Origin of the sequence: Paludibacterium denitrificans, from assembly GCF_009707705.1 — a bacterium.
Lineage (GTDB): Bacteria > Pseudomonadota > Gammaproteobacteria > Burkholderiales > Chromobacteriaceae > Paludibacterium_A > Paludibacterium_A denitrificans.
Genome location: NZ_WLYX01000001.1, coordinates 2,370,094 through 2,393,770, shown reverse-complemented (window position 1 = coordinate 2,393,770; position 23,677 = coordinate 2,370,094). Strand labels below are relative to the sequence as shown.

Here is a 23,677-nt window from a genome sequence, read left to right as displayed (position 1 = left end):
TCAGAACAAAGCCACTGGGCTTTGTTAATGGTATGGACGCTCCCCCTGACCGGCTCGCCCGGTGTGATAGTAGGTGTGTCACTTACAAGGGAATCCACCATGACAATCAAGACCATTGGCCTGGATCTAGCCAAACAAGTTTTCCAGATTTATGCCGTTGATGAGCGCGGTCAGATTGTAATGAAGAAACAGCTTGCTCGTGCAAAATTGGCTGCTTTTTTTGCCAACCATCCACCTTGCCTAGTCGGCATGGAGACTTGTTTGAGTACTCATTTCTGGGCCAACAAGCTGGCCAAGTTTGGACATGATGTTCGCCTGATGGCCCATTAATTCGTTAAGCCTTACGTCAGGGGCAGCAAGACCGGCCACGCTGATGCCGAGGCAATCTGCGGAGCAGTACAGCGGCCAAGCATGCGGTTTGTTCCCATCAAACAGCCCGAGCAGCAAGCCGAGCATCGAGACTCATTGCGAGCATGATTGCCCAGTGAGTTCCCTTTCCAGAATTGGCTGTTTTGGCGCGGGGAAATGATGACTGCCCCGCGCACTGCTATCGCGGCGTGACACAGACGCCTGTCATACGCCCCATCGGTAGTCTCTGTCGCCAGTTCCCCTGTCTCAGGAACCTGAAGACAGCCGCTCCGGCAACATCGCGGTATCGCCGGTGCGAGTGTCGGTTACCTCCATGGTACGAATTTCCGGCGTTTGAGCATCTATACCCAGATGCAGCTTTGGCCATTGGGGCGGTAGTCAGCGCCATGCTTTTTTACCCTCCATTCGCCTTCGCCCATCATCTTGATGCTGGTACTGTCCACCGGGAGATGCAGAGTCATGCCTTTGTCGAGCCAGAGGAGGAGTTGCCCTCGCGGCTTGAGGGACTGGTTGTAGGTTTGCCAGTTGATGGTTTGGTACTTGGGAGAGTGAGGGTTGCTCATGCCGTCACTCTACCAGACGGATGCAAGCCCTGATTTGTGCAACAAAGCATAATCAGACAGTAGTCACCCGGGCCTTGATCGACAGGTAAGCCACTCGAATCATTTGTTGTATATACGACACACAACAGACGTAATACTTTGTTTAATATAATAGACTCACTGTAAACAGAATTTAAAAACCAAGATCGAGCATACTCAACCTAGTGGGAAAAACTATCAATAAATATATGCTGCTACGCAGCAAAACAGCAATGATTACTTAATGTTCCCAAAAAAACAAAGCAAAAACATATCGTTTACCTATATTACAAACAGATATACATTACCCTAGCGCATTCAGTATTATATTTTTTATAGCATCATTAGATGCACATCGGTGGTAAGCCCACTTGGAGCATGAGGGAAAAATTAAGTGGCGCTAGCGATGACAACATTGGAATGGGAATTCTGATTTCAGTTAGCCACACAAACCAGTTTAGAACAACTTGTTTACATATCTTCAACTAAGATTGATTAATAATTCTCACTGAAACTTACCGTTCCGGCCCCTACTCTCCACGCCCTCTCGCCGTGGAACCGGGCCTGTCTAGACTAAATGTACTGAAGCTGCGAGCGAGTAACTAAAGAATTAGATCATTCATGGCGCCATGTTAGTCAGTCAATAAGATAGTAAGTCCACCACACAAAATATGGCGCTTCCATAGCTTTTTCGTATCATATCTAAAAGAAGCTCATCAGCCTAATTTATTCAGAGCTTGAAGCGATTCAATCAAATAATACGTTACGATTAAATTTAAGGTAATTATGCAGAAAAGCCACAAGCAATATGAACAGTTTCAACAAGCGATAGACCAACACGCCATTATTAGTGTGACGGATGCCAACGGGAAAATCACCCACGTCAATGATCTTTTCTGTTCAATTAGTGGATATAGTAAACAGGAACTTATTGGTTATACCCATCGGGTTGTCAGGTCAAGCGAACATAATGAATCATTCTACATAGCCATGTGGAACACAATTAGCTCTGGCAATGTTTGGCATGGTGAGGTATGTAACCGCCGTAAGAATGGATCCCTTTATTGGGTGCAAGCAACCATCGCTCCGATTCTGGATAATAATGGGTTACCACTGCAGTACATTTCAATCAGAACTGATATTACTCATCTGAAAGAATTAGAGTCTCAGATAAAAATACAAGAAGAAAAATACCATTCTATTTTTTCTGCCGTGGCTGATGGAATATTACTCATTGGCACTGATAAAAGAATCATTGAGTTCAATAGTGCAGTACTCCGTATTCTCGGTGTGCATCCGGATGTATTGACTGATGCAGTAATTGATAGCGAATTCATTGATTTCTTGGGATTGCGATGGCCAGATGGCAGACTAATATCTTCATCCGATGGGCCATTATCTAGGGCTCTTGCCACGGGAAACATTATTCGTGACGTGACAATCCAGTTGCGGCGACCGGACCATCAGCACGTTTGGCTTAATATCGCGGTAGAGCCCATCTATAACGACACCGGCGAGATGATTTCAGTTGCGATCTCATTTTCCGATGTTAGCCAAATTCAAAAAACCCAAAATCAACTACAGCACTCCCTTAGCCAGCTACATGCCACTGTGCACGCAATTCCTGACTTGCTCTTTGAACTGGATAGAGAGGGTCGTTGTTGTTGCCCACCAAAAGGTGACGAAAGCTTATTAATAATCCAACGGGATCAGTTCACTGGAAAGCAGATAAGTGAGATATTACCTGTAGAGGCTGTTACTCAAGTTATGGCGTCTATTGTCGAAGCGGAGTCCTGCGGAAATTCCTATGGCCGAGAAATCTGGCTTGATGTCTCCAAGGGACGTTGCTGTTTCGAACTCTCGGTTGCACGAAAGGACAGGGAACCATTAGAAGCAGAACGGTTCATCATACTCGCCAGAGATGTAACACTGCGTAAGTCTATGGAAGCTGATTTGCGTCGTAATGAGCAACGCCTAACGTTGGCTGTTGAAGGTGCTGGCGATGGGGTTTGGGAGTGGCATATTCCTAGTGGTGAACTTGTTTTCTCCAAGCTTTATGCAGCTATTCAAGGTTATAGTGAAGATGAATTGGCACCGAATATTTCATCTTGGGTAGATTCTGTCCACCCAGAAGATATGCCACGCATTTCACAGGTACTTCAAGATTACTTGGACGGAAAATTTCCCACTTACAAGGCCGAACTTCGACTACGTTGTAAGAGTGGAAACTACAAATGGATTATGTGTCGTGCAACCATCACAGAAAGAAGTGAGGATGGGAAACCATTACGCATGATCGGTATCCATACGGATATTTCTCATCAAAAGGAAAATGAATCCAACCTGCTGCTATTTCGGCAGATTTTCAATGCTAGTGACCAGTGCATAGCCGTTACGGACCCAAATGGTAGAGTCATATTAGTTAATAAGTCCTATGAAGAAAAGATGGGCTATTCTGTCACTGATATGGATGGACTTGATTTCTGTCAATTTGCGGCAATCGACAAAGAATCTGGTGAGCTAGTTCGTCAATCCGTATTGATTGAAAAGCGTCCTTGGGTTGGGATGACACGGCGGCGAAGCAAGAATGGCAAAGAATTCTATGCATTAAACCACTATGGATTGGTGCAAGATGAACAAGGCAATCTACAGTTTATATTCGTGATCTTTAGTGATTTTACTGATGAATTAGCAAAGCGTGAGGCGCTTACCGCAGCGGTTGAGAGTGCAGAGAAAGCAAACAGATCTAAATCAGATTTCCTTTCAAGCATGAGTCATGAGCTGCGCACTCCAATGAATGCAATTCTTGGTTTTGCTCAGATACTTGAATATGACGATACATTGAATGAAGATCAGCAGGAAAATATCCGGAAATTCTGAAAGCCGGTCATCATCTCTTGGAACTAATAAACGAGGTGTTAGATCTAGCAAAGATCGAGGCAGGGAAAATCAATCTTTCAATTGAAGCAATCAGTTTACCCGGGCTTATTAGTGAAAGCATACAGCTTATCTCCCCATTGGCTAATACCAAAGGCATTAGTATCTCCCATGGCAAGTTTACTGAAATCATGGTTCATGCTGACCGCACACGGCTCAAGCAGGTAATCATCAACCTTATTTCGAACGCTGTGAAGTATAATCGTGAGAAGGGAAGTATCTCGATTAGAACCCGCAGCCAGACCCCGGGGACTATTCGTATAGAAATTGAGGATTCCGGACAGGGAATCTCAGAAGAAAATCTCCAATATTTATTTCAACCATTCAATCGTCTTAATGCCGAATTTTCAGAAACGGAAGGCACAGGGATAGGCCTAGCCATCTGTAAAAAACTGGTAGATATGATGAATGGACAAATCGGCGTTACCAGTAAGCTCGGCCACGGATCATGCTTTTGGGTCGAACTCCCCATTTGTTTTAACGGTGAAATTAGCTCCGACGTAATCGATGATAAGGAGCAAACGAAGACCTTGCACACAGCTAGTCATCAATACACGGTACTTTCTATCGATGATAACCCTGTCAATCTTAGACTATTGACGCAGATATTTTCCCGTCGACCTAATTATCATTTAGTAACAGCCCATAGCTCAGACCTTGGAATCGAACTTGCATTGGCTTATCAACCGAATCTAATATTGTTAGATATTAACATGCCGGGGATGAACGGTCATGAGGTACTACGTATACTTAAGACACAGCCTACTCTGAAGTCTACCCCAATTATGGCGGTAACCGCGAATGCACTACCTAGCGATATAGAAAAGGGGTTAGCTGCTGGATTCTCAGATTATCAAACCAAGCCGATTAATATCCACAGCTTTCTACAGGCCGTTGATCGTCTGATTCAGCAGCACGAAACAGATAAAGGTAACTAATTTTATGATGAAGAACGACATTATTGCATTGGCTCAGATTCTTATCGTTGATGATGAACCTTCAAACTTACGCCTAATTCATAAAATATTATCTTCCCGGGGCTATAAAAATTTAATACTAGTGCAAGACCCCGTGGAAGTTATTGAAGCTTATCGCACCTACTCTAAGCCCTGATACTTTTGGATGTAAACATGCCTCACATGACAGGCTTCGAAGTCATGCAGGCTCTAAATGAATTAAATGATCCGATTGCCCCACCTATAATCGTTTTAACTGCTCAAAATGATCGTAGTTACACTTTAGAATCATTATCTCTTGGTGCGCGATATTTTATTACAAAACCATTTGACAGGGTTGAGCTAATCATGCGCGTACGTAATTTACTTGAAGCACACCGGCTCATCGCTTACTACATGAACAGAAGATAGTTCTAGAGGAAATGGTACGAGTTCGTACTGAAGCACTGCATTCGACGCGCCTTCAGATCGTACGCAAGCTTGGGCAAGCGGCAGAATATCGGGATAACGAGACAGGGATGCATATTATTCGCATGAGCAAAATTGCGGCACGCATAGCCCAATCTGCCGGTTGGGATATTGATGCCTGTGATTTGATGTTGAACGCCAGCCCCATGCATGACATCGGTAAAATTGGTATTCCAGATGCAATATTACTAAAGCCGGAAAATTTGAGCCAACAGAGTGGGAGGTCATGAAGACACACACGACCATCGGTGGGAAATTATTGGAGGGGGATGATTCACCACTCCTTACTTTGGCTCACGAAATTGCATTGACCCATCATGAGAAATGGGATGGCTCAGGATACCCAGCAGGACTGCGAGGAGAAAATATTCCCTTGTCAGGCAGAATTGTGGCCATTGCCGATGTCTTTGATGCTTTAACTTCACATCGCCCTTACAAAAAAGCGTGGACACTTGATTCCGCGATCAATTATATCAATGAAGAAGCCGATCATCACTTCGATCCACAAGTAGTCGCTTGGTTTAATGATGCTCTTGAAGATATCTTAAAAATTTATCGTTCTCACCCAGAAATCACTGAAGATAGGTAGAATGCAGTTTTATTTATACAGTAAAAATTAAGCGCACATTACAAGAATACCTATATTTATGCGCAATAACCAACCTATTACAGACAAGTAAATATTATTACCAGAGGGGGAATTCATTTATTGCGGTAATCCACCCAGAAATTAGTTGTCGTCTGAAGTAGAATTTTCTCCAACAGGATTGAAGGGAATCGGTACCCCCACCCTATGGAGTAAGTCCATTGGAAAACGCCCGTCGCGGGTCTGGAGAGGGGCTTGGCAGGCTCAGCTCTCGGTGCGGACAGTCTTACCCGGGGTAGACCTTCCTCTCGTGCATCAGTGACTCAAAAAGTGTGGTAGCTGCAGTCAACAGGTCGGACTGGCGGCGAAGCTCTGTGGCGGAGCCACGGGGCAAATTGATGGTTTCAGCGGTGGGTTCGGTGCCGTAGTAGGTGACGCGCGTCAGCGTGCGGCCATGATGCGGTAGCAGGAAAAAGCACACCGACGTGCCGCGGAGATAGTTGCGAGAGACGGTCATCATTTGGGAGCTCCTTTGGAGGGTTCATATCCGTATAAGTTTGCCCTCGGGGCATGACTGGCTTGCGGCCTCTCCTTTTAAGAACTATTTGCTCGATGGTCGGTATAAGAAAAGCCCACCGGAGTGGGCTTGGAGAGAGGTTGAGCGCTTGCCCTGTTCGCAAGCCTCTGGTTGCCTATCTGAGCAAGTTGCTCACGTTATGAGCCGCTGGCAGAGTCAACTAGACAGTCTTTGCATGTGCGGCACCCACCCAATCAGTCGGGATGGCTCCAGACTCGACCAGGCCAAACAGACACAAGGTCAACAGTGACGCGGTAATGCAATGTGCGACTGTGCGATACGTTGGAAAACTTTCAGAAACTGCGGGAAGAACAGGCAGCAAATACCTCTAACGATATGGGCTTCATCTCCCCGGCCGCACGAGCGCAGTTTGTGCTCGGTGTCATTCTTGCTCACCGATTCCCACATCAGAAAGCTGTTGGGCAATCCAGCCCGGCGCTCAGCGTCTGAGTACCGCCACAACAGGCATTGATTGATGCTGAAATCTGATACTGAAAAGGCGGAAAAGCTCATCAAGCTGATGGGGGGCTACGGATATCTCGTCACCACCGGGTGCGCACAGCATTCAGCTTGATAACTGTGGCCTGCACTACTCGCACAGCACCGGCTCGCACTCGCTCTACACGCGTGTCTTGCGCGATTGTCCGGGTGAAAACCACGTGCTGGTCTAGGAAAACCCGGGGCCCGGCTGCTTGCGCATCAAGCACTGCCACGAGCGCCTGACCGATGACTACCGGCAGCGGTTATCCGTGAAGTGAACGGCATGCATTGACGCCGATGGAAAGGGCCGGGATCGACCCCCCCCGGGTTTTACCGATGCCCTATCATTTTTTAGTTAGGACGCCCTCCACCTAGACCTAATCTTCTTGGTCGACAAAGTCACTGATGTTGAGTATTCCGGACGGCAACGACACGGTACCATGAAAACACATGAAGTCGTACAGACTTTCCTGCAGATGCACTGGAAAATACTTGCGCAGTGCCACTATCTTACGCCCATCTGGATTACCTTCGCCATCCAGCATCTACATACGGGCAAATTGGGCTGCTCTATCCAATATATCCTGATTCGAAGAAGTCAGACCGTGTTGGTGATTTCGCGGGACGCCGTCATTATCACCATCCGGGATTAGTACTGCGTCGGCAGCCTCTAGGGCTTGGACAACGTCAGCGAGTGAAATTTGCTGGAAAGAGTCAGAAGGGTCAAATTGTGTCAGGGCCATGATTCATCTCCAAAGGAATGCGTAGGTAAATAGCTATCAGGAACGTCAACCAATGTTGACCCCTATAGCACGGAAATCTCAGAAAATCTGAGCCACACTCAGAAAATTCTGGAGCATTAAATCCGCTATTCCTCTGCACTCCACTTTATTGATTTAGCATAAGGCATGAACCATGACTCAATTGAGCAAGAAGCCCCCCCGCAGTCATAAGCGACATCGCCTGCCTTGGCTACCGCTTAACGCAAGCCCTGCTGCAAGATTCCATTACTTCAGCTGGTCTGCTGTAGCAGACAACATGGCAGCCGGGAGTTGAGTCTCAGCAGCTTTGCGCTGCTCGGGCGTCTCAGCCGACTTCAACGCAGCCTCCGGAGCTTGAATTTCTTCACTCTGCACTTCTTGCACCTGGTCGAGCCATTTCTGTTGTGTCGTCATTGCGTCTTCTTCCTTTGATAGCCGCCCCGGGCCGCTTCTTCCGCTTGCAGTTCGCTGTGCCGGGCGACAGGGTCGTACAGTTGCGGCATGTTGCGCTTAGCCCACGCGGCGGCAAGCTTCTTGTAGTGCATCTCTTCTTTGCTCCACCCCTGCGTAATGGCTTCTTTGGCCCAGTCAGGTATTTTCTCGGGATGGTTTGGCGGAAAGGCGTAGATGCCGCTCTCCTGGTCAAACGGATTCATATAAGGCCGCCGAACGCCAGTACGCGGGAGCCGGGAACCCGGGGCTAGTTCGACTTTGCTGCTGACCAAGCGCGCGACAGCTTTCTCGTCCAAGCTTCGCGAGCCAGTTGAACAATCTGAGTCAGCTTCTCTTCAATTTCCTGGTTTTTTCGCTCAACAACCGGGATAGCCTCGTCAATAATATGGCCAAGGTTGTGCAGATCTTCTTCGCTGCACAACGTTGCGTTCTCCTGTAGCCAGCGACGCACAGAGATATAGGAAAGTCGCATAGTAAAAAGCCTCTGTGAATATGCATTAATTCTACAGAGGCTATACGGTTATGGGTAGTAAGTCAGTAAGCTTTAAGCAGCTTCTTGACTGCGTAAGTGATGACTGCAGCGCGGCTCATGCCCATCTCATTCGAGTAAGCATCCAGCTCTTCAAGAACGTTCGGGTCGATGGACACGGTGATGATGTTCTTCTTACCAGCCTTGCGAATGGTCTTGCTGCCATCGTCCTTGGCCGCCACCGGTGCGGAAGCACCGGTTCCGGCATCCGGGGCACCGCCGATGAAAGCATCCACTGACGGGGCTGTTTTGCGGGGAGTAACAACCATGTTGGGCTCCTTCTTTCTTGTAGGTATCAGTTGAAAACGGCGGCGAGCAGGGCTTGCAGCTCGGCGGCAGCTTTTGCGTCGCGATTGCCCGGCAGCTCAAGCACGCTCAGACCAGCTCCGGCGGCGTCGGCGAAGGCTTTGCGGCGGCCGACGGTCACAGGCATCCGCTGCACACCATCCGGTACTGCTTCGCTGGCGGCGGCGTTGTCGTTGCCGCGCGCATCGGCCATGGTCAGCAGAGCCCAGGCCTCCACTTCTTTGATGGCGCGCGCTTCGGAGAGCAGTGCATTCATATCATCCAGAGCCCAAACGTCGAAGCTCCGGGGCAGGAAGGGGATGATGACTTTGTCCGCCAGTAGCAGCGCCGCACGCAGGGCGGTATTGTCCCGACCTCCAGCGTCAATCACGATGTCGTCGTATAGAGCAACAGCACGCTGCACTTGCTGGCGCAGGGCTTGGCCGTCAACGTAATGTGCAACGGCAACGATGGGCTCACGGTCGCTGCGGTTCGTCAGCGCGGTCAGAAGACTGCCTTGCCGGTCGCCATCCACGGCAAGCACGTTGCACCCCTGAAGCGCCCGGCCAACCGCTAGGTTCAGTGCGATAGTCGTCTTGCCGACACCACCTTTCGTGTTGAGTACAGCGATGATGCTCATAGTCATCCTTTCGGGAATGGTTGATTTGGATTGCTTCCGTAGTTCTGCGCTCTTGCATCAACATTTCCGTAGGAATTGCAGAACGCGTCTTCTATTGCGTATAGCGTCCAAATCGAGCATGAACACACCAACCGCACAACAAAATGCATAGAAATCGTATAGCGTAAACATCACTAGACGATTTCAGCCCCCCCCGGGCGATTGCCTGCGGGGGTCTGCAAGGAATGTCTTGGAAGACTTTGTCGGGAGGGGGACTACTTGATAGGCAGTCCTTTCGTTGTTCGCTTAGATAGGTAGATAGGTATAGCGGGGCGTTTGACGAAAAGTCAGGCGGTCAGCTTGTCGAAGACCGGGCGGCCGACTAGGTCTTCAACGCCGAAGTGCTCAAGAGCCAACTCTCGCAGCTTGTTGCCCAGCTTGCTTGTGAAGCTACGCACGCTGGTCAGGCTGCTCACACCCAGCAGGACGCGCACTTGGTCGAGCTGTTGGACGGACAGGCGCTCATGCAGCAGGTCCATACCGCAGATGGTCAGTGCTGCGGCTTCGGAGTCAGTCAATTCGTCGGACAGCTGGTGCATGAATGCATTAACTGCAAGTTCTTCAGCTGGGTCATTGGCGTCATCGGATCCGTCGATGGCACCAGTCACCAGTTTTTCAGCGGGCAGCTCGTGCTCTTGCTGGCGGCGCCAACCTTGGGCGGCGGGTACCGTAAGTCGAGCTGGCCACAGTATGCACGATTTGATTACCCAGCCAGCTAGCAATGCTGCTCTTGCTTGATTCATAAGAACCGGACCAGTGAACAGCAAGGGAAAACACTTCGCACAGTGCATCCTCTAGTTCGTGCGGAGGAATGCCAGCGCGGCGTAGCGAATGTAGATAAAACCTACGTCGATTTTTGAACTCACTTTCAATCAACTCAATGGTCGCCTTCGTCCGGGCAACTTGGTCAATCTTAACGACACTAGAGTGCACTAGTTGAGCTTCTTCGGCCTAGGTGGTGGCAACCAGTAGACGACGGGCTAGCGGCGAGCGCTTTTCCTGACGCTCGGTCGCGGGCACGAACTCTGGACGGAACGCGAGGCGGCGGGTGTTGATAGCGATAGCTGTTTGCATTTCGCATCTCCAACAAGAGCTAGGGGGGGATGCGCTGTCCTTTATTATGCAATTTATAATGAATATAAAAACACAATAAAAAGCAAAATAACAAAATAACACAATACATATTTACTATGCAATATCACTATAACTTTAAGCATTCTAGTACCGAAAATTCACGGGAAGAACGCCAAATTTCCCCGGGAACAAGACGCATAAATTTTTTGCGTAACTAGTTGTACGGAAGCGACAAAAGGCAGCGGTCTCTTTCCTATACGGATACAGGACACGCCCCTATCGGGCGGCAACTTGAAAGGAAAGAGAGATGACGAACGAAAGCGCTGAACGCGCTCAGGAGTGGGAACTCAAGAAGGAACTGGGAGATGTGAGCCATGCGCTCAATAAGCTCCGCCCGACTGTCAGCATCATGGTGGTGGTGGGGAAGAGGACGGCTCGGGTGGATGTGTACCGGGCCAGGCCCTGCGGTCCCGAAGTGCTTCAGGACGCCTTGCGCAAGCTGGACGTTCTTGAAGGTCGTTATGCAGCAGAGCTGGCGTTACCCGTGGTCGGGTGGCGCGCACGCATGGCGAACTGGTGGTATCGAAAGCGTCTGAAGAAGTTGTCTCATGACGCAGACGTCTTGCTGCAGCTGGTAACGGGTGAGCAAGCGTTGTTCATCACATATCACGACATGCTTAAGCACTGATAGTGCAGGCTGTCCTAGTCAAACTAGCAGCCGCCGCCCTGATTGCTGCCGGGGAGTATTGACTCCCAACCTACTCAACTCAAAGGGCCAAACCTCTCGGTGGGGCCCATTCTTATTATCAATGGGAATATCAGAAGCCGGGGCCAGCGTCGAAGGTAGTGGTTCCATAGGTGTTGCCGTGGATGTCCACGCCGCCGGACATCGGCAGACCGTTCACATTGAACGCCGAGGCCATATCGCCGGAAGACAGCCAGTCATCGGTCGTGACGCCGTAGGGGTTACCGTGGACATCTACTGAACCAACCATCGGTAGGCCGTTCACGTTCACAAGAGGAGATGCGGCTGCGTCGGTTGGGGTTGTGGGCAACCAGGGCAGCGACGCTGGTGGCTGCCGTCGCCCCGTTCCCGCCAGTGCGCAGGAGGCCGGTACTCTTCCTGCGGTAGTTACTTAGCGGACTGCTTCTGAAAGCGGCCAAGATGGTCTGCAGCTTCGCCGGTACTCAGTCAGGCGTTGACGCCGGGCTTCAGAGTGAGCACGCAGGGTTGGGGCGACGGGACCTTCCAGACTCTCGACCCGGTGGAGAAAGCGCAGGGCTTTCGAGACGAACAAGTGCTGAATGAGCGTATCACGGTACTGCGTGTACGCTTCCACGCGCAGGTCGCTCTGGGATGCATTTTGGTGGCTGTTAGGGGTCGTCATTTCGTGGGCTCCACGTGTCTCGTCTTGGTCGTCTCGGGCAAGCTGCTAAAGTCATCTCATATCCGTATAGCGGCACTGCACATAATTCGACAAAAATCGACGATAGGATACTACAAACCTTACGAAATAACCACGAAAATATCATAAATACTATGCGAATTAATATTATAAACTATGCTAATTAATAGTATTGTTTAATAAAGGAAAAAAACAGTAGAAGGGCCACAGCATACTTCCCCCCGACCAATCCCAACAGCTACTAACTTACCTGCGCATGGGCGTACAGAAGCAGCAGTACGCGGCCATGTAAGGCTTTTCCGCCGCTGGCTCAACGGAGCACAACCAGGGAATGTGGAGTCACTGATTTCTCATTGCCCGGGAGACCTGCGCAACAACCTGCTAGTACTACTCAAGGACTTGCTTATGCACTTCCCACGTGCGGTTTTCGGCATTCCTTGCCTAGTGCAGCACAGCTTTGAAGAGGCAATCAAATACGACCTCTACCTAGAGGACGGCATCACGTCTCCAGTGACGGGCAACGACGTGATGGAACCAGTTCCGGGCCTCTATTTCATCGGCTGGGCCAAGCCGGGCTCCCCCTTCACGTCGACCGGCCAGCAGCCCGCCCTAGACAAAGTTTCAGTCGCGCCGGGGAAAGCCGTCGGTGCTATCGCACTGTTCAAGGCGAACAACGAAAGTTTGGTCTATGACGAGCACGCGAACATGGAACCCGACCCACAGTGGCTTCACTTGCCCGATTTCTGGTGGGTGCGCTTGATTGGTCAGATGCCGGGCAATTTGCTGCTGCAGACCCACCGTTTGATGCCGTACCCGGAAGCAGTAGAAGCGGCGCGCATCATGTGTGACGCGGCAGGTGTGGAGCCGTTTAGCGTGAGTAGGCTGTGGTTCGTCCGACAGCTCGACATCGAGCAGGCGAAGGACAAAGCACGGCACTTCAATGAGCTGCAGGCACAAGCTTGACCTGCAGCCGCGCTAAGTCTTATGACCCCGCCCGGCCATCGCTTCGGCAATCATCTGCCAACCGCCACTCGGTGACATTTGGACGCTTTATCCAGAGGTCACGCCACGCGTTTCGACGGGTGCCCGTGATGGAGTTTGCCAGGCTGGCCGGAGAAATAGGCGAGCCTTGGTAGATGAACTGGTTTTCTTCCACCGTTGCTTCGTACTCAACCTCTTTGACCTGCGGGTCCAGTACCACACGGCGGGTCTTAATTTTCCGGCTCATAGCTCCACTCCTGCAGACGGACCTATCCGTTTGTTGCGAGTAACAACGTATAGCGCCGACAGGCGGCAATGCGACAGTGACACGGGGATGGCCTCCAGAGACGTCGGAGCACAGCCCCTCGGCTGGATGACTCTTCTCTAACGTCGGAGCGCTCGAACATCCTACACATCGCGACACCCTCCCCCCCTGCAGCGCGCTCTTGGGGCTTTGCGGCAAAGGGCCCACACATCCCGAAACATGCAGCGCCTCGCCAGCGCGACGCTAGCCACCACCCATGGAACCACATAGCCCCTCCAGCACGACGCCAAGACGGCCTGCCGCCAAACGCAACACGGAGCAGGCTTGCACACACCGACGCAACGCCTTGCTGGCGCTGAGCAACGCCAGCCAGAGCAGATTCCCGCAGGTGTGCATCCTAGCGTCCGGCAGGTGTGGTGACTTGGTATGTGCCCTATAGGTGAGCACTTGGCCGTGGAAGCGTCTCGCCGACGGAGTCATGGCCATCCATTTTCGGCTCCTTGCTGAGAGCAGTTGCATCTGCTGGCGCGGCTTGATGCTGATCTACCAACGGTGGCGCAGTGCTGCACCGGGGAAGGTGCGGGATTGTCTCCCCTGCGGGGATGTGGGGCCATGCAGGAAAGGTGGCTTCGAATGCCACGCAGAAGAGGCTTGTCGTCCGGGCGTGGCGTCGGGCCGGCATGACCGGCTCGCTGGAACTGTGCTGGTGTAGTGACCGGCGGCGCTTCTTGATGGGAGGCTTGGGCGGTGCCGTACTGGGTGTGGAGCCGAGCCAGCTGGCGCACCGATGGGGAGACAGGCGCGGCACAGCTAAGGCGAGCATGTTCGCCGCCGACGAGCAGCAGCTCGTCCCCCGGTTGCAAACGGCGTCAGCCGCAACCCGAAGGGGACACGGGGATGGTTGGAGCGGTGCAAGCTGGAGCGGCTAGTGATGCGCCCCGAGATGAAGCTGGTCAGCGCTTCGCAGGTGGGAACTCACTGGCTATGCAGGCACGGCAGCCCCCCTCCCTAAAGGCGTAGAGGAAAGAGACTCGCGAGTTGCTTAAGCAAAGAATCTAAGACGAAGGCGTGCCTTCCCTCTGCTTAAGCTGGTGTTGAGCTGCTGCCTGCCGGGAGTCGGGCCGGGTGCATCACCTTGCAGCGACATGAGAGCCTAGCGCAGCGTCCTAAGTGGCAGCTGACACTGGTTTCGTCTAGCAGGTGTGATGGGCCCGGGAGAAAGAGCTCCAGCAGCACGTCGTGAGATGCCGTAGCGCGCACCTGGACAATGCTCCCACCGTGCGACCAGCATCTACGCAGGTGAGCCCCTTTAAGTGCAGCGTCACGCCTAAGCAATGGAGACTCAGCAATCCCAGCTCGGGTGCCTGCCTATAGGGGAACCAGCCGTGTGGCTGTCCGCTTGGGTGGTGCTGGCGCGGCGCTGGGCCGGGCGTAGGGCTGCCCGCAAGGGAGGCGCGGCTCACCTAGAGCCGGGAGGGCGAACAGGAAGGGAGGCATCGAGCGACGCTCGGTTATGCGACACACTCATTGCGGATCTGATCTTTGCCGTAATAGCCCATCCAGTACGCTGCGGGCATCAGGGATGCCCTGCTCTCACCTTGGGGCTGGTGTGACATCTGGACCGGAAGGTGCTCTGGAACGCAAAAAGGGCCACAACGCGTTTTGAGCCATTTTCAAGCCTGAAGACTACCGACCCTACTCAACCCCGCTCGCATGGCTTGCAGCCCCCATAGCGCCCCCGGCAATCGGCATTGCACTACACTACACACTATGCAGATTAAAGGCATAACAACTATGCCATAACCAATCACCCGTCACGCATAAATGGCACAGATTTTGCTAAGCGGGTGTGCGCAATTGAATATATATAAGCATGGATTTACCTACGCATATGCTCATCAAAAACTAAAGAATATGTTTACGTGAGCATTGAGATGTGAAGCGTCTTACATCTCGCACTGTAGTGCAGTATATGCTCAACCACAAAGCTCAGGTGAGCATGGGTATTGTGGGTTCGATGCTCTGGTGCGCCCCTTCGCGGCTGACGCCGCGAGCAGCCAAGGGGTCCGTTCTACAGGCGGCGCTGGTGCCAATGCCAACGGGTAGGTTAGGCAGCGAGTGGGGGGCTCACTTGCGCGCTCCCAACCAGCAGCCCTAGTTGCGACCCTCGCAGAGCCAGGCGTTACGCCGATGACGCTCAGGCCAACTCGCCCGATTCGGCCATGGCATGGTTTATGCTTAGCGCAAAAAATCCCTGAGCCGTCACAGCATTCCCCTGCGTCTCTACGTTTAGTTGCTCTGCTTCCCGGCCTGACGCCCGGAAATTTCACACCCTCCGCACAATTGTGATGGTGTGGTGCTGTGTGTGAAGCCACACCACGCCGGGTGTCGCTCCCCCCCCCCGCTTCGCGAACTTCGCCGCATGGCGACGTGCGCCGGAGTCCCCGAATCGAGCCATCCAGAGCCACTGCTGGCCTTTCACTTTCGGTTGTTTCTCATCCTGGTCATGGTGACCCGGACTCGCGCACACCCTCCACACGGAATTGTGAGAGGTATGGCGCGGTGGGGTTATGGACCCTGCTGGTCTATAGCAGCCCACCCCACTTCGCGATAAAAACGCGTCGTGGCAGGTGGAATTCGGCAGTGATTCGGCCACCATTCGGCATACGGTGCGGATAGATTATGGAAAGCTTGTCAGGCGCGGTAAGCTGTTGGCATAAACGCCGCGTCGCTACACGTCGAACAAACGCGCGAAGAACAAGTGGAGGTACGTAGGGATGGTGGATTTGCTACCGGTTTTACTGACAGCGACAAAGACGGTACAGCAGCTCATGAAGCAGTGGTTCGCTGCTTACCCGCCGGGCATGCCGTGGACAATCGTATCGGACTACTGCGTAGGCGACGACGGCAAGAAGAACGATGTCTTCTCGTTCGTGGTCATCGCAAATCACGACAAGACGGAAAACATCAGCGAGTACATCTCGGCAGTCGCGCCGCGCGACATCAAGAAGGTCCGGCAAGTGCCGCTGGGATTGATGCAGTACCTGACTTGTCCGCAACCGGTGACGTTCAGCGTGTCATTCGTCATCGACCAAGAATCGGCCCTCTTGCGCGACTACTTGCGTGTCGAGCACATGATGAGCTTCATACCGGATGCCTGCGAGTTGGTGGAAACCTTCCGGAAGAACTCGACGCCGAGCGCTTCATTGAACCCGGCGTACTTTGATGAAGTGCTTCAGCGTCTCCGCATTTTCGAGAAGGATCTGGCCCGAAAGCAGTCGAATGCCCGGCTGTCGCGTCAGATTCACCCGGCCTCAGGGTATGCGGCAACGATGTTCTATCTGGTGACCAATGCGACGAGCGCAGGTTACCTACGGTGGATTTCTGACCGGGATAAGCTGATTGAGCACAACGACACGGTCGTGTACGACCTGGCATACATCTACTTCGTGCTTATGTCATCGAGCTTAAGCCGGGAGTGGAGCCCAATGACCGGGGCAATTTGATACTCGACATACCCAAGATCTTCTTCGAATTGCCTGAGAAAACTGGCCCGCACCGGTTCGATGCGCTCATCCGGCTGCCGGACTACCTAGCGGGGACACTTGCCGACATTGGTCCCGACATGTCGTACTCGAAAGACAAGTTCGGGGAGATGCTGCATGGAGTCTTGGTCGACTCGCCGAACAATTGTGTCGTCCAATTGACTTCGAACGGGGAGCGCATCACTGCGCGTTACGCCCAATATCGCTCATAACCCGGCAATGTAGCCGCAGACTTTCCGTAAAGACTGCGGAATGATTAAGCCCCGCGGCGCAGGTCAGCGGGGCTTTCGTATTTCGGTGATGGGGACGGTCAGCGGGCACTGCGAGCCACACGACGGTACTCGTTCACCAAACCATCTTCGCTAAGCCCCCCCCATGCGGCGCAACGCCTCCTGCTGCTCAGCGCTCAATTACACAGCCTGTGCTGGCGGCAAGAGTCTGCACTGCACTCTCTTTGACGTAGCGCGCGTTGATGCTTGGGCCCGCATCAGCGCAAACCTGCAGCCGCTCGTGAAACAGACGGTCGGCCTGCTGTACGCGCGTATGCATGCCAGTCGGGTCGTTGTACCGCTCGCTCACAGCGCCATCGAGCTTGAAGACAGCGCTTAACTCGTAACCCTGTTGGGTCGGCAGGTCGAAAACCAGACCCGCTTCACCGGCGGCAAAGCAATGATTGAAGATAACGACAGGCACGCGCAGTTTCTCCTGCAGCAGCTTGCGGGCGAACGACTCGCGCCGGGCACCGGTCGCAGCTTGGCCTACGTTCGCGAGCTTCTTTTCCATCGCTTTCTGGGCCAAGCCCTAGTCCTGGATGGAGTAGTTGGTATTGGTAGCCGACAAGGTGCATCAAACACCCGCTTCAGCCGATACGCTGATTACCTCTCAAATTCTCAATATGTACTCCGGCTTCGCAGGAGCAGTCCGTAGTTGTTGGGGGAAGTGGGGGCACCCTGTGCGGGTCGCCTTCATAACCGTATAGCATCGATTGGCGGGCAATAGACGCTCCGGCACAAATATTTTTTCTGGTGTCGATTCCCGGCGGTCGGCCGCTATACGACTATGCCGCCGCGTGGCGGCTCACAGCTGGAGCCCGCATGGACATTCAAGAAGACAACCCCGGTAAAAAAGGCCGGCACTCAAGGACTATCTCTCCGCGAAGCCCGACGACCGAGCGGTCGCATTCCCGGGCATGAAGCTTAAGCAGCAGAAAGAAGTACTCGCCAGTATCGCCCAGGCGAAGCGGTCATCATTGCTGCAAGGCGTACTGAAGCACATAGAAAAGCAGTTCGGCGAGCCCATCCGCACGGTCAGCGCCTACAAGCGCAAGCCAGATGTGGGCCCGGCCAAGGAACAGGCTGCGGCCCCGGCAGCGGGGCGGCAGATGGAACAGGCGCGCGACAACGAGCGCCGCTTGGCGCAGGCAATACAGACCGCAGGGGGCCGCACCCTGGACGAAATCAAGGCGGCCCGTGGCGCTGACGCAGGGCGCGGCAAGTCGCCCGACGAAATCAAAGCAACAAGCAAAACTCAGGGGCGCAACCACAACCGGTCAGTTGAGCGCTCGCAAAGTGTAGGCCGGGACTGACAGCAAGGGAGCAAGCGAGAAAGGCACAGTTAACCCTGTACCTCTCGTGACTCAGCATGGTAATTTACTCATCTGGCTTAGATTCTAATCCCCAAGCTACAGGACAGGTGCCGTAGCTATTGAAGATAGGAGTTGTTTGATGTTGCGACTGGTTGGCGGCACTGCGTTCAAGGGAGCCGACGGCGCTGAGAGCACCAAGACAGAAGTGGTCGAAGCTATGCCGACCACTAAGAAAAAATCGGTCAAAGTCGCCACCCCCGTGACGCTTTCCCCGGCACAAAAGGATGCAGCTCGGAAGCTGATACTAGATTGCGTGGTACGGCAATCAGACTCGGGACCTGAGATGTCGGTGCAGGGCTGGATTGATGCCGCCAATCGGGACATAGAAACTGGGGAAAGCGTCACGAGTGGCTCGCCAGCATTTTTTGTGCTCGCATCAATAATATTTGACCGCATGGGCATTGTGCTCAGCTCTGGCGGCAAGGAATTTGGCATGCAATCACATGTATATGCAACGGTAGTCGAGCCTAAAAAGCTTGTTCGTTACATTCCCCAGCTCAAGAAGGGAGCTGCTGACCTGCTCGGGCTCCCCCTGTATTAAGCGTAAGACACGGCTCCATGTGAAAGGCACAGCTCACCCTGTGCCTTTTTTTCTTGCCCATAAATAAAGATCACCCAGAGGTAGTCTGGAGAGAGAGGTACATAGAACCATGAGATGACCTACAGCCTGCGGATGGAATGCGTGCATCACATCAATCTGGCCACTGGCGGAGGAGCCTCATTGCCGTATAGCGCAGCAGCAGGTGCATGACGATGCCAGCTCACTCTTCATTGCGCGTCGGTTCGACAGCGGCCACCGTCGTCCCCGGTTGCTGCAAATCAGTGTTTGTAGCACCACACATCGCAGTCGAAGGCGAAGTGCGGAAAACGGTAAGCACCAAGCCGAGCACCGCAGCGCTTCCGATGGCAACGCCGCCAACAAATGTCCAGTTCACAGCCCAAGTCGCCGGGGGCAATGGCGCGCCGCCCAGCGTTGGAAACAGCAGCGCAGCAGTTCCCAACGTCGTCGACACTTGCAGGGATTTCAGCCATACCTTGCGCAACGAGAGCAGGTTCAAGAGGCAGAGCGTTAGCGCCACGAAGAACCCCAACCCACCGAAGGACTTGGTGGATTGGGTCAGCAGCATGACTGAGAATACTTGGCAGAGAGCGACGGGCATTTTGGCCTCCGCCACTTCAGTTATGCGGCAAATTGTAGCAGACCGTAGCCGACGGCCACGACCAAGCTGGCGAGCACGGCCAGCTTGCGGGCCAGGCGGCTCGAGCCGTAGCGACCGGCGCGCGATGGCAGGTTGTTGAACAGCTGCTTCAGCCCAGCATCGGTCACTTTGAAAGTGGAGGGGGCGGTAAAGAGAGGCATGGGGGCTCCTTTTATGGGTGGGTTCATATCCATATAGGTTCGGGAAGGCTTGATGAAAGCTGCTTTCGTCGGCTGACTCTTTGGTCCTGGCTCCGCTATACGTTAGTGCCCCCACCTAGCGCCTCATCGTCGATTCAACAGCAAACCGCACACCAGAGACGAAGACAAAGTTCCTGTTTCGCAGTGCTGAAGCGTACATACGAATAGGCAGCCCCTTTTTTATTCCTTGGACTTCTGACATGCCCGCTCCTTCACCATCGCGGTGCAATTATAGCCCGACGATGATCAGATACGGGCAACGTCCCGCGCAGCGTAACTGCTCCAGAACACGCGCAACACGTTGGTCATGTAACGGGTGATCCACTTGGATCCACACCGATTTACGGTTCCGGTGTCCATCACGGTCAACGCTCGGATGCGGCGACCATTCCATAGCGTATCCAATACAAAATTCCTCGCACAGTGCGGGTCTTGTCCCGTCGGCATTGGCTAATGCATGCAAACGTGGCGAGTCGAAGCGCTAAGCGTTGTTCTGCCAACTCACACAGCAGCACCCGTAGCTGCCGCAATGAGGCGCTCGGCAGGTTTGCAGCGAAAGGTCTTCTTCTTTAAATTCAGGGGTGAAACGCGGCGTGCTTAGGGACATCCTCCTATGCTGAAATCATAGGGCGGGATTGCCAACAAGGGATGGATCAGTCCAACTACAGCGCGCTTGAACTAGCAGGGTTAGCAGTGATAACTCAATTACTTCAATTATTAGAAATCATGAAAAACAAGCTCAAGTTCTTGATTTAAATCAATTCCAAGAACATGTTATTTAATTAGAACTATAACATTATATATAAAAATAAATTTTATATTTATATATAGTGCAGTTTTCAACTTTAATTATAATTTCAAATATTTTTTATACCCGTCTAATACTCTACAAAGGGATGCTGATGAAAATAAGCCAACAACTCCTGCTAACCCTCTCCACTGCCTTGCTTGCCTTGCTAGCAATCGGTTCATTTGGGCTGTGGCAACTGAAACAAGCCAACACCCGTTTTGATTACATTGCCGAAAACACCATGCCCAGCGTGCTGGCACTGGATCATGTCAAAGACACGTTTGCAGAAATGCGGGTTCAGGTTTACCGCCATATACTAGCCAACACTCCGGAACTGAAACAAAAAGAAGAACAACTGATCCGTGAATCGGACCAGAAGCTGGCTAATGAACTGAACAATTACGAAAAGAACCTGGTCTCCCACCAAGAAGACCGTGACCTGCTGGCGAAAGATCTGACTACGCTCAAGGCCTATGAAGCCGGACGAGTGAAGTTGCTACAGCTTTCCAACGCCAACCAGCAAGCGGAAGCGCTTAATTACCTGATGCAAGGCACGCTCAGCACGCTGGCTAAGGAAATGCGTCAGGCCATCGACGCGCACAGCAAATTCAATTACAACGAAGCCAAGAAAATGACGGCGGACAACCATGCTGCCTATGAGCTGGCGTTCAAGTCTTGCCCGGGGGCAATGCTGCTGGCACTGATCATCACCGGCGTCATGGCCATGCGCATGTTCAGCAGCCTGCGCAGCAGCCTGGATAGCATCAGTAGCACGCTAGTGAGCGTCAAAGACACCCTGAACTTCAAACAACGCGCGCCGGTGGAACGCATGGATGAAGTGGGCCTAACGGCAACGGCCTTCAACGAGTTGTTGTCGACGTTGCAAAAAAGCTTTGGCGAGATTCGCAGCAGTGTCGGCAATATCGACCATTCGATGAGCGAAATGTCGAGCAACGCCAGTGAAATTGCCAAGAGCTCGGTGCATCAGAGCGAAGCCGCCTCCAGCATGGCGGCCGCGGTGGAACAAATGACGGTCAGCATCAACCATGTCGCTGACCGGGCACAGGAAGCCAGTCAGCAAACGCGCGATGCTGGCCAGATTGCCGAGGAAGGCAGCAAGGTTGTGCTGACCACGGTGGAAGGTATTACCACCATTGCCAGCTCGATCCGCGAAGCCGCTGATCGTATCTCGCTGCTGCGCGACGACAGCGAAACCATTGCCTCGGTATTGGGAGTGATCAAGGATATTGCCGACCAGACCAACCTGTTGGCGCTCAATGCGGCGATTGAAGCGGCGCGTGCGGGGGAAACTGGTCGTGGCTTTGCGGTGGTGGCCGATGAGGTGCGCAAGCTGGCCGAACGTACCGCCAGCTCCACCACGGAAATTTCAGCCATAATCTCCAAAATCAAACATGGAACTAACGATGCCGTTGACAACATGCAATTTGTGGTAGAGCGCGTTACAAACGAAGCCAATAATGCTCGAGACGCCAGCGATGCCATCGACCGTATCCAGCGCAATACGCAGCGTGCGATGGAACTGGTGCAGGATATTTCCGACAGCATCGTCGAGCAAAGCTCGGCCAGCCAGACCATTGCGCAGAACGTCGAGCAGATTGCCCAGATGGCCGAAGAGAACTCGGCAGCGTCCAGCAGCTCGGCTGATGCCGCCAAGCAGCTATATCAGCAAGCACGCCAGATTCTGACTACAGTATCGCGATATCAGGTTTAAGTACGTAGTAGTCGCCCCGAAGTTTCGCTAAGAATTAGTTGCCCGCCGATCTGACTAAAGGCATAGCTGTGGCAAAGCCTCCTGCGAGCGGGTTCTATAGGCGTTTATATCATTCGCGGTCTGACGCAGCCCCAGCTACAAAAGCACACCAAAAGCGACGCTACCGGTATCTTCCTCGCCTCCCCCCCAAAGAGAGTGGGGGGAGGGAGCCCACCAGTTAGCCCACACAATAGGCGGGCACCACCGCTCAGATAGCAACCTTTAATAGGAAATCCTAGTCAAGTTGACTCGCATCAGCCACCAGTACCTGAGTATATTAGTCGGCCATCTTAAGCGTTGTTCAATGTCGTGGAAACAATATCCTGAACAACCCGAGAACAATGACTATCAGTACACTACTCGATCTTCATCACCGCATCGTAAATCAGATCGCTGAAGCAATCATCTATGCCGATACCAAAGGAATCATCCGCGAGTGGAATGGCGCAGCTGGGCACACGTTGATTCAACCGTTTCCGCAAGTTATGGAGCCAATTCGAACGGAGCTTCGTCGCCCTCAACCACCAGACCGCCGTAGCATCGCATTTCACAAGCGCGCTTTTTCGAATCATGTGCCGACTTCCGGGTACACCATACCGTTTGTCCTCAAAGAATCAGGAAGTGCTATCTTCGATGCTGTCCACTGAGGCACCCTCGTCGAGTACCACTTCGTCTTTGTAGCTCTTGCGCTTCTTAACCAAGGGGGAGCGAATCTTTGGCTCGGGAGGGATTAGCTCTCCACGTATCGCGGCATCCAGGTGTGGCGTGGGTTTGGGCTCCTTTGGCTTAGGGGGGTTATGCCAGCGAGACGATGGGTTGGCACGTGAAGGCAGACGCTTAGGGGCCAGCGGGACAACGTGATAAAAGTCCTCGTTGCGATACTTCACCATAGCGACTTCGTAGGCCCAGATGAATATGTGGTCAACCATGCGATTTATTTTAAGGTGTAGCTCTGAACGCTTCTCTCTTGCAGACACATCGTCTGAGACATAGAGAAAGCTCATTGCATCCTCCGGGAATGTCTCGTCGAACGTGGTGTTAGAATTTTCAATCATCATGCCACGCCGAACTTCTTCGAGCTCTTCCTGAGCGATACGCATCTCCTGCTCAATCTCGATAGCTTTGTTTGTCAGAGCTGTG

General features: G+C 52.6%; 29 protein-coding genes and 2 pseudogenes. 13 read left to right on the top strand and 18 right to left on the bottom strand.

Features of this window, described 5'->3' with window-relative positions:
- Positions 1 to 99: 99 nt before the first annotated feature.
- Positions 100 to 450, top strand: a pseudogene (locus GKE73_RS15550) (IS110 family transposase); the annotation flags it as partial.
- Between the two features lie 8 nt (positions 451 to 458).
- On the opposite strand, the pseudogene GKE73_RS15545 reads toward GKE73_RS15550, so the two are convergent.
- A pseudogene (locus tag GKE73_RS15545) lies at positions 459 to 932 on the bottom strand (transposase); the annotation flags it as partial.
- 804 nt (positions 933 to 1,736) lie between these two features.
- Here GKE73_RS15545 and GKE73_RS15540 point away from each other — a divergent pair.
- From GKE73_RS15540 to GKE73_RS15525, 5 genes are all read left to right on the top strand, one after another.
- On the top strand, positions 1,737 to 3,830 hold the full coding sequence (locus tag GKE73_RS15540; protein ID WP_230370667.1) for a PAS domain S-box protein: 2,094 nt from the start codon (positions 1,737 to 1,739) through the stop codon (positions 3,828 to 3,830).
- Between the two features lie 35 nt (positions 3,831 to 3,865).
- Positions 3,866 to 4,825, top strand: coding sequence for an ATP-binding response regulator (locus GKE73_RS15535; RefSeq protein ID WP_230370666.1), 960 nt, complete (start codon positions 3,866 to 3,868; stop codon positions 4,823 to 4,825).
- A 180-nt stretch (positions 4,826 to 5,005) separates the two neighbouring features.
- A complete protein-coding gene (locus GKE73_RS26045) occupies positions 5,006 to 5,254 on the top strand; it encodes a response regulator (protein WP_376767368.1) in 249 nt (82 codons plus the stop codon).
- An 11-nt stretch (positions 5,255 to 5,265) separates the two neighbouring features.
- Complete coding sequence (locus tag GKE73_RS15530) at positions 5,266 to 5,541, top strand: HD-GYP domain-containing protein (RefSeq protein WP_230370665.1); 276 nt, start codon at positions 5,266 to 5,268, stop codon at positions 5,539 to 5,541.
- On the top strand, positions 5,538 to 5,900 hold the full coding sequence (locus GKE73_RS15525; RefSeq protein WP_230370664.1) for an HD-GYP domain-containing protein: 363 nt from the start codon (positions 5,538 to 5,540) through the stop codon (positions 5,898 to 5,900). The genes GKE73_RS15530 and GKE73_RS15525 overlap by 4 nt, the downstream gene beginning before the upstream one ends.
- Before the next feature lie 283 nt (positions 5,901 to 6,183).
- Here the strand turns inward: GKE73_RS15525 and GKE73_RS15520 are convergent, their stop codons facing one another.
- From GKE73_RS15520 to GKE73_RS23945, 9 genes are all read right to left on the bottom strand, one after another.
- Positions 6,184 to 6,417 (bottom strand): hypothetical protein, encoded by a 234-nt coding sequence (locus GKE73_RS15520; protein ID WP_230370663.1) that lies wholly within the window; start codon positions 6,415 to 6,417, stop codon positions 6,184 to 6,186.
- A 914-nt stretch (positions 6,418 to 7,331) separates the two neighbouring features.
- A complete protein-coding gene (locus GKE73_RS23950; protein WP_280954977.1) occupies positions 7,332 to 7,460 on the bottom strand; it encodes a hypothetical protein in 129 nt (42 codons plus the stop codon).
- A 501-nt stretch (positions 7,461 to 7,961) separates the two neighbouring features.
- Positions 7,962 to 8,129: a hypothetical protein gene (locus GKE73_RS15515; protein ID WP_230370662.1), complete on the bottom strand. Its 168-nt coding sequence runs from the start codon at positions 8,127 to 8,129 to the stop codon at positions 7,962 to 7,964.
- Positions 8,126 to 8,371 (bottom strand): hypothetical protein, encoded by a 246-nt coding sequence (locus tag GKE73_RS15510; protein WP_230370661.1) that lies wholly within the window; start codon positions 8,369 to 8,371, stop codon positions 8,126 to 8,128. Before GKE73_RS15510 ends, GKE73_RS15515 begins: the two co-directional genes overlap by 4 nt.
- Positions 8,372 to 8,415: 44 nt before the next feature.
- Entirely contained in the window at positions 8,416 to 8,640 is a 225-nt protein-coding gene (locus GKE73_RS15505) for a hypothetical protein (protein ID WP_230370660.1), read from the bottom strand.
- Positions 8,641 to 8,702: 62 nt separating this feature from the next.
- Positions 8,703 to 8,966: a ribbon-helix-helix domain-containing protein gene (locus GKE73_RS15500; RefSeq protein ID WP_230370659.1), complete on the bottom strand. Its 264-nt coding sequence runs from the start codon at positions 8,964 to 8,966 to the stop codon at positions 8,703 to 8,705.
- 26 nt (positions 8,967 to 8,992) lie between these two features.
- Entirely contained in the window at positions 8,993 to 9,622 is a 630-nt protein-coding gene (locus GKE73_RS15495; protein WP_230370658.1) for an AAA family ATPase, read from the bottom strand.
- Between the two features lie 326 nt (positions 9,623 to 9,948).
- Positions 9,949 to 10,428: a hypothetical protein gene (locus GKE73_RS15490; protein ID WP_230370657.1), complete on the bottom strand. Its 480-nt coding sequence runs from the start codon at positions 10,426 to 10,428 to the stop codon at positions 9,949 to 9,951.
- Between the two features lie 184 nt (positions 10,429 to 10,612).
- Positions 10,613 to 10,735 (bottom strand): hypothetical protein, encoded by a 123-nt coding sequence (locus GKE73_RS23945; protein WP_280954975.1) that lies wholly within the window; start codon positions 10,733 to 10,735, stop codon positions 10,613 to 10,615.
- 307 nt (positions 10,736 to 11,042) lie between these two features.
- Between GKE73_RS23945 and GKE73_RS15485 the strand changes: the two genes are divergently transcribed.
- Positions 11,043 to 11,423 (top strand): hypothetical protein, encoded by a 381-nt coding sequence (locus tag GKE73_RS15485; RefSeq protein WP_230370656.1) that lies wholly within the window; start codon positions 11,043 to 11,045, stop codon positions 11,421 to 11,423.
- 130 nt (positions 11,424 to 11,553) lie between these two features.
- On the opposite strand, the gene GKE73_RS15480 is transcribed toward GKE73_RS15485, so the two are convergent.
- Complete coding sequence (locus tag GKE73_RS15480; protein WP_230370655.1) at positions 11,554 to 11,730, bottom strand: hypothetical protein; 177 nt, start codon at positions 11,728 to 11,730, stop codon at positions 11,554 to 11,556.
- Positions 11,731 to 12,546: 816 nt separating this feature from the next.
- On the opposite strand from GKE73_RS15480, the gene GKE73_RS15475 reads away from it, so the two are divergent.
- Positions 12,547 to 13,104 carry a hypothetical protein gene (locus GKE73_RS15475; protein ID WP_230370654.1) on the top strand — a complete coding sequence of 186 codons (558 nt, stop codon included), beginning with the start codon at positions 12,547 to 12,549 and terminating at the stop codon, positions 13,102 to 13,104.
- 19 nt (positions 13,105 to 13,123) lie between these two features.
- Here the strand turns inward: GKE73_RS15475 and GKE73_RS15470 are convergent, their stop codons facing one another.
- Positions 13,124 to 13,369 carry a hypothetical protein gene (locus GKE73_RS15470; protein ID WP_230370653.1) on the bottom strand — a complete coding sequence of 82 codons (246 nt, stop codon included), beginning with the start codon at positions 13,367 to 13,369 and terminating at the stop codon, positions 13,124 to 13,126.
- Positions 13,370 to 13,630: 261 nt separating this feature from the next.
- The gene (locus GKE73_RS15465) at positions 13,631 to 13,783 is read right to left on the bottom strand and encodes a hypothetical protein (protein WP_230370652.1); all 153 of its coding nucleotides are present in this window, start codon (positions 13,781 to 13,783) and stop codon (positions 13,631 to 13,633) included.
- Between the two features lie 2,381 nt (positions 13,784 to 16,164).
- Here GKE73_RS15465 and GKE73_RS15460 point away from each other — a divergent pair.
- A complete protein-coding gene (locus GKE73_RS15460; protein WP_230370651.1) occupies positions 16,165 to 16,893 on the top strand; it encodes a hypothetical protein in 729 nt (242 codons plus the stop codon).
- A 438-nt stretch (positions 16,894 to 17,331) separates the two neighbouring features.
- On the opposite strand, the gene GKE73_RS15455 is transcribed toward GKE73_RS15460, so the two are convergent.
- Positions 17,332 to 17,730 (bottom strand): hypothetical protein, encoded by a 399-nt coding sequence (locus tag GKE73_RS15455; protein ID WP_230370650.1) that lies wholly within the window; start codon positions 17,728 to 17,730, stop codon positions 17,332 to 17,334.
- A gap of 391 nt (positions 17,731 to 18,121) precedes the next feature.
- On the opposite strand from GKE73_RS15455, the gene GKE73_RS15450 reads away from it, so the two are divergent.
- Both GKE73_RS15450 and GKE73_RS15445 read left to right on the top strand, forming a co-directional pair.
- Positions 18,122 to 18,517, top strand: a complete 396-nt coding sequence (locus tag GKE73_RS15450) for a hypothetical protein (protein WP_230370649.1) — start codon at positions 18,122 to 18,124, stop codon at positions 18,515 to 18,517.
- Between the two features lie 139 nt (positions 18,518 to 18,656).
- Complete coding sequence (locus tag GKE73_RS15445) at positions 18,657 to 19,118, top strand: hypothetical protein (RefSeq protein WP_230370648.1); 462 nt, start codon at positions 18,657 to 18,659, stop codon at positions 19,116 to 19,118.
- 220 nt (positions 19,119 to 19,338) lie between these two features.
- Here GKE73_RS15445 and GKE73_RS15440 read toward each other — a convergent pair whose 3' ends face one another.
- The 3 genes from GKE73_RS15440 to GKE73_RS15430 form a co-directional block, all read right to left on the bottom strand.
- Positions 19,339 to 19,704, bottom strand: a complete 366-nt coding sequence (locus GKE73_RS15440; protein ID WP_230370647.1) for a hypothetical protein — start codon at positions 19,702 to 19,704, stop codon at positions 19,339 to 19,341.
- Positions 19,705 to 19,757: 53 nt separating this feature from the next.
- On the bottom strand, positions 19,758 to 19,937 hold the full coding sequence (locus tag GKE73_RS15435) for a hypothetical protein (protein ID WP_230370646.1): 180 nt from the start codon (positions 19,935 to 19,937) through the stop codon (positions 19,758 to 19,760).
- Positions 19,938 to 20,222: 285 nt separating this feature from the next.
- Positions 20,223 to 20,381, bottom strand: coding sequence for a hypothetical protein (locus GKE73_RS15430; protein ID WP_230370645.1), 159 nt, complete (start codon positions 20,379 to 20,381; stop codon positions 20,223 to 20,225).
- A gap of 497 nt (positions 20,382 to 20,878) precedes the next feature.
- Between GKE73_RS15430 and GKE73_RS15425 the strand changes: the two genes are divergently transcribed.
- Entirely contained in the window at positions 20,879 to 22,498 is a 1,620-nt protein-coding gene (locus GKE73_RS15425) for a methyl-accepting chemotaxis protein (protein WP_230370644.1), read from the top strand.
- A 380-nt stretch (positions 22,499 to 22,878) separates the two neighbouring features.
- Positions 22,879 to 23,184 (top strand): hypothetical protein, encoded by a 306-nt coding sequence (locus GKE73_RS15420; RefSeq protein WP_230370643.1) that lies wholly within the window; start codon positions 22,879 to 22,881, stop codon positions 23,182 to 23,184.
- Here GKE73_RS15420 and GKE73_RS15415 read toward each other — a convergent pair.
- Entirely contained in the window at positions 23,152 to 23,637 is a 486-nt protein-coding gene (locus GKE73_RS15415; RefSeq protein WP_230370642.1) for a hypothetical protein, read from the bottom strand. The genes GKE73_RS15420 and GKE73_RS15415 overlap by 33 nt on opposite strands.
- Between the last annotated feature and the right edge of the window lie 40 nt (positions 23,638 to 23,677).

Coding starts and splice junctions, on each gene's coding strand:
- GKE73_RS15540 (WP_230370667.1), top strand. CDS start 1,737: ATGCAGAAAAGCCACAAGCAATATGAACAGTTTCAACAAGCGATAGAC.
- GKE73_RS15530 (WP_230370665.1), top strand. CDS start 5,266: ATGGTACGAGTTCGTACTGAAGCACTGCATTCGACGCGCCTTCAGATC.
- GKE73_RS15525 (WP_230370664.1), top strand. CDS start 5,538: ATGAAGACACACACGACCATCGGTGGGAAATTATTGGAGGGGGATGAT.
- GKE73_RS15520 (WP_230370663.1), bottom strand. CDS start 6,417: ATGATGACCGTCTCTCGCAACTATCTCCGCGGCACGTCGGTGTGCTTT.
- GKE73_RS15515 (WP_230370662.1), bottom strand. CDS start 8,129: ATGACGACACAACAGAAATGGCTCGACCAGGTGCAAGAAGTGCAGAGT.
- GKE73_RS15510 (WP_230370661.1), bottom strand. CDS start 8,371: ATGAATCCGTTTGACCAGGAGAGCGGCATCTACGCCTTTCCGCCAAAC.
- GKE73_RS15505 (WP_230370660.1), bottom strand. CDS start 8,640: ATGCGACTTTCCTATATCTCTGTGCGTCGCTGGCTACAGGAGAACGCA.
- GKE73_RS15500 (WP_230370659.1), bottom strand. CDS start 8,966: ATGGTTGTTACTCCCCGCAAAACAGCCCCGTCAGTGGATGCTTTCATC.
- GKE73_RS15495 (WP_230370658.1), bottom strand. CDS start 9,622: ATGAGCATCATCGCTGTACTCAACACGAAAGGTGGTGTCGGCAAGACG.
- GKE73_RS23945 (WP_280954975.1), bottom strand. CDS start 10,735: ATGCAAACAGCTATCGCTATCAACACCCGCCGCCTCGCGTTCCGTCCA.
- GKE73_RS15485 (WP_230370656.1), top strand. CDS start 11,043: ATGACGAACGAAAGCGCTGAACGCGCTCAGGAGTGGGAACTCAAGAAG.
- GKE73_RS15480 (WP_230370655.1), bottom strand. CDS start 11,730: ATGGTTGGTTCAGTAGATGTCCACGGTAACCCCTACGGCGTCACGACC.
- GKE73_RS15475 (WP_230370654.1), top strand. CDS start 12,547: ATGCACTTCCCACGTGCGGTTTTCGGCATTCCTTGCCTAGTGCAGCAC.
- GKE73_RS15470 (WP_230370653.1), bottom strand. CDS start 13,369: ATGAGCCGGAAAATTAAGACCCGCCGTGTGGTACTGGACCCGCAGGTC.
- GKE73_RS15465 (WP_230370652.1), bottom strand. CDS start 13,783: ATGCACACCTGCGGGAATCTGCTCTGGCTGGCGTTGCTCAGCGCCAGC.
- GKE73_RS15460 (WP_230370651.1), top strand. CDS start 16,165: ATGGTGGATTTGCTACCGGTTTTACTGACAGCGACAAAGACGGTACAG.
- GKE73_RS15450 (WP_230370649.1), top strand. CDS start 18,122: ATGAAGCTTAAGCAGCAGAAAGAAGTACTCGCCAGTATCGCCCAGGCG.
- GKE73_RS15445 (WP_230370648.1), top strand. CDS start 18,657: ATGTTGCGACTGGTTGGCGGCACTGCGTTCAAGGGAGCCGACGGCGCT.
- GKE73_RS15440 (WP_230370647.1), bottom strand. CDS start 19,704: ATGCTGCTGACCCAATCCACCAAGTCCTTCGGTGGGTTGGGGTTCTTC.
- GKE73_RS15435 (WP_230370646.1), bottom strand. CDS start 19,937: ATGCCTCTCTTTACCGCCCCCTCCACTTTCAAAGTGACCGATGCTGGG.
- GKE73_RS15425 (WP_230370644.1), top strand. CDS start 20,879: ATGAAAATAAGCCAACAACTCCTGCTAACCCTCTCCACTGCCTTGCTT.
- GKE73_RS15420 (WP_230370643.1), top strand. CDS start 22,879: ATGACTATCAGTACACTACTCGATCTTCATCACCGCATCGTAAATCAG.
- GKE73_RS15415 (WP_230370642.1), bottom strand. CDS start 23,637: ATGCGTATCGCTCAGGAAGAGCTCGAAGAAGTTCGGCGTGGCATGATG.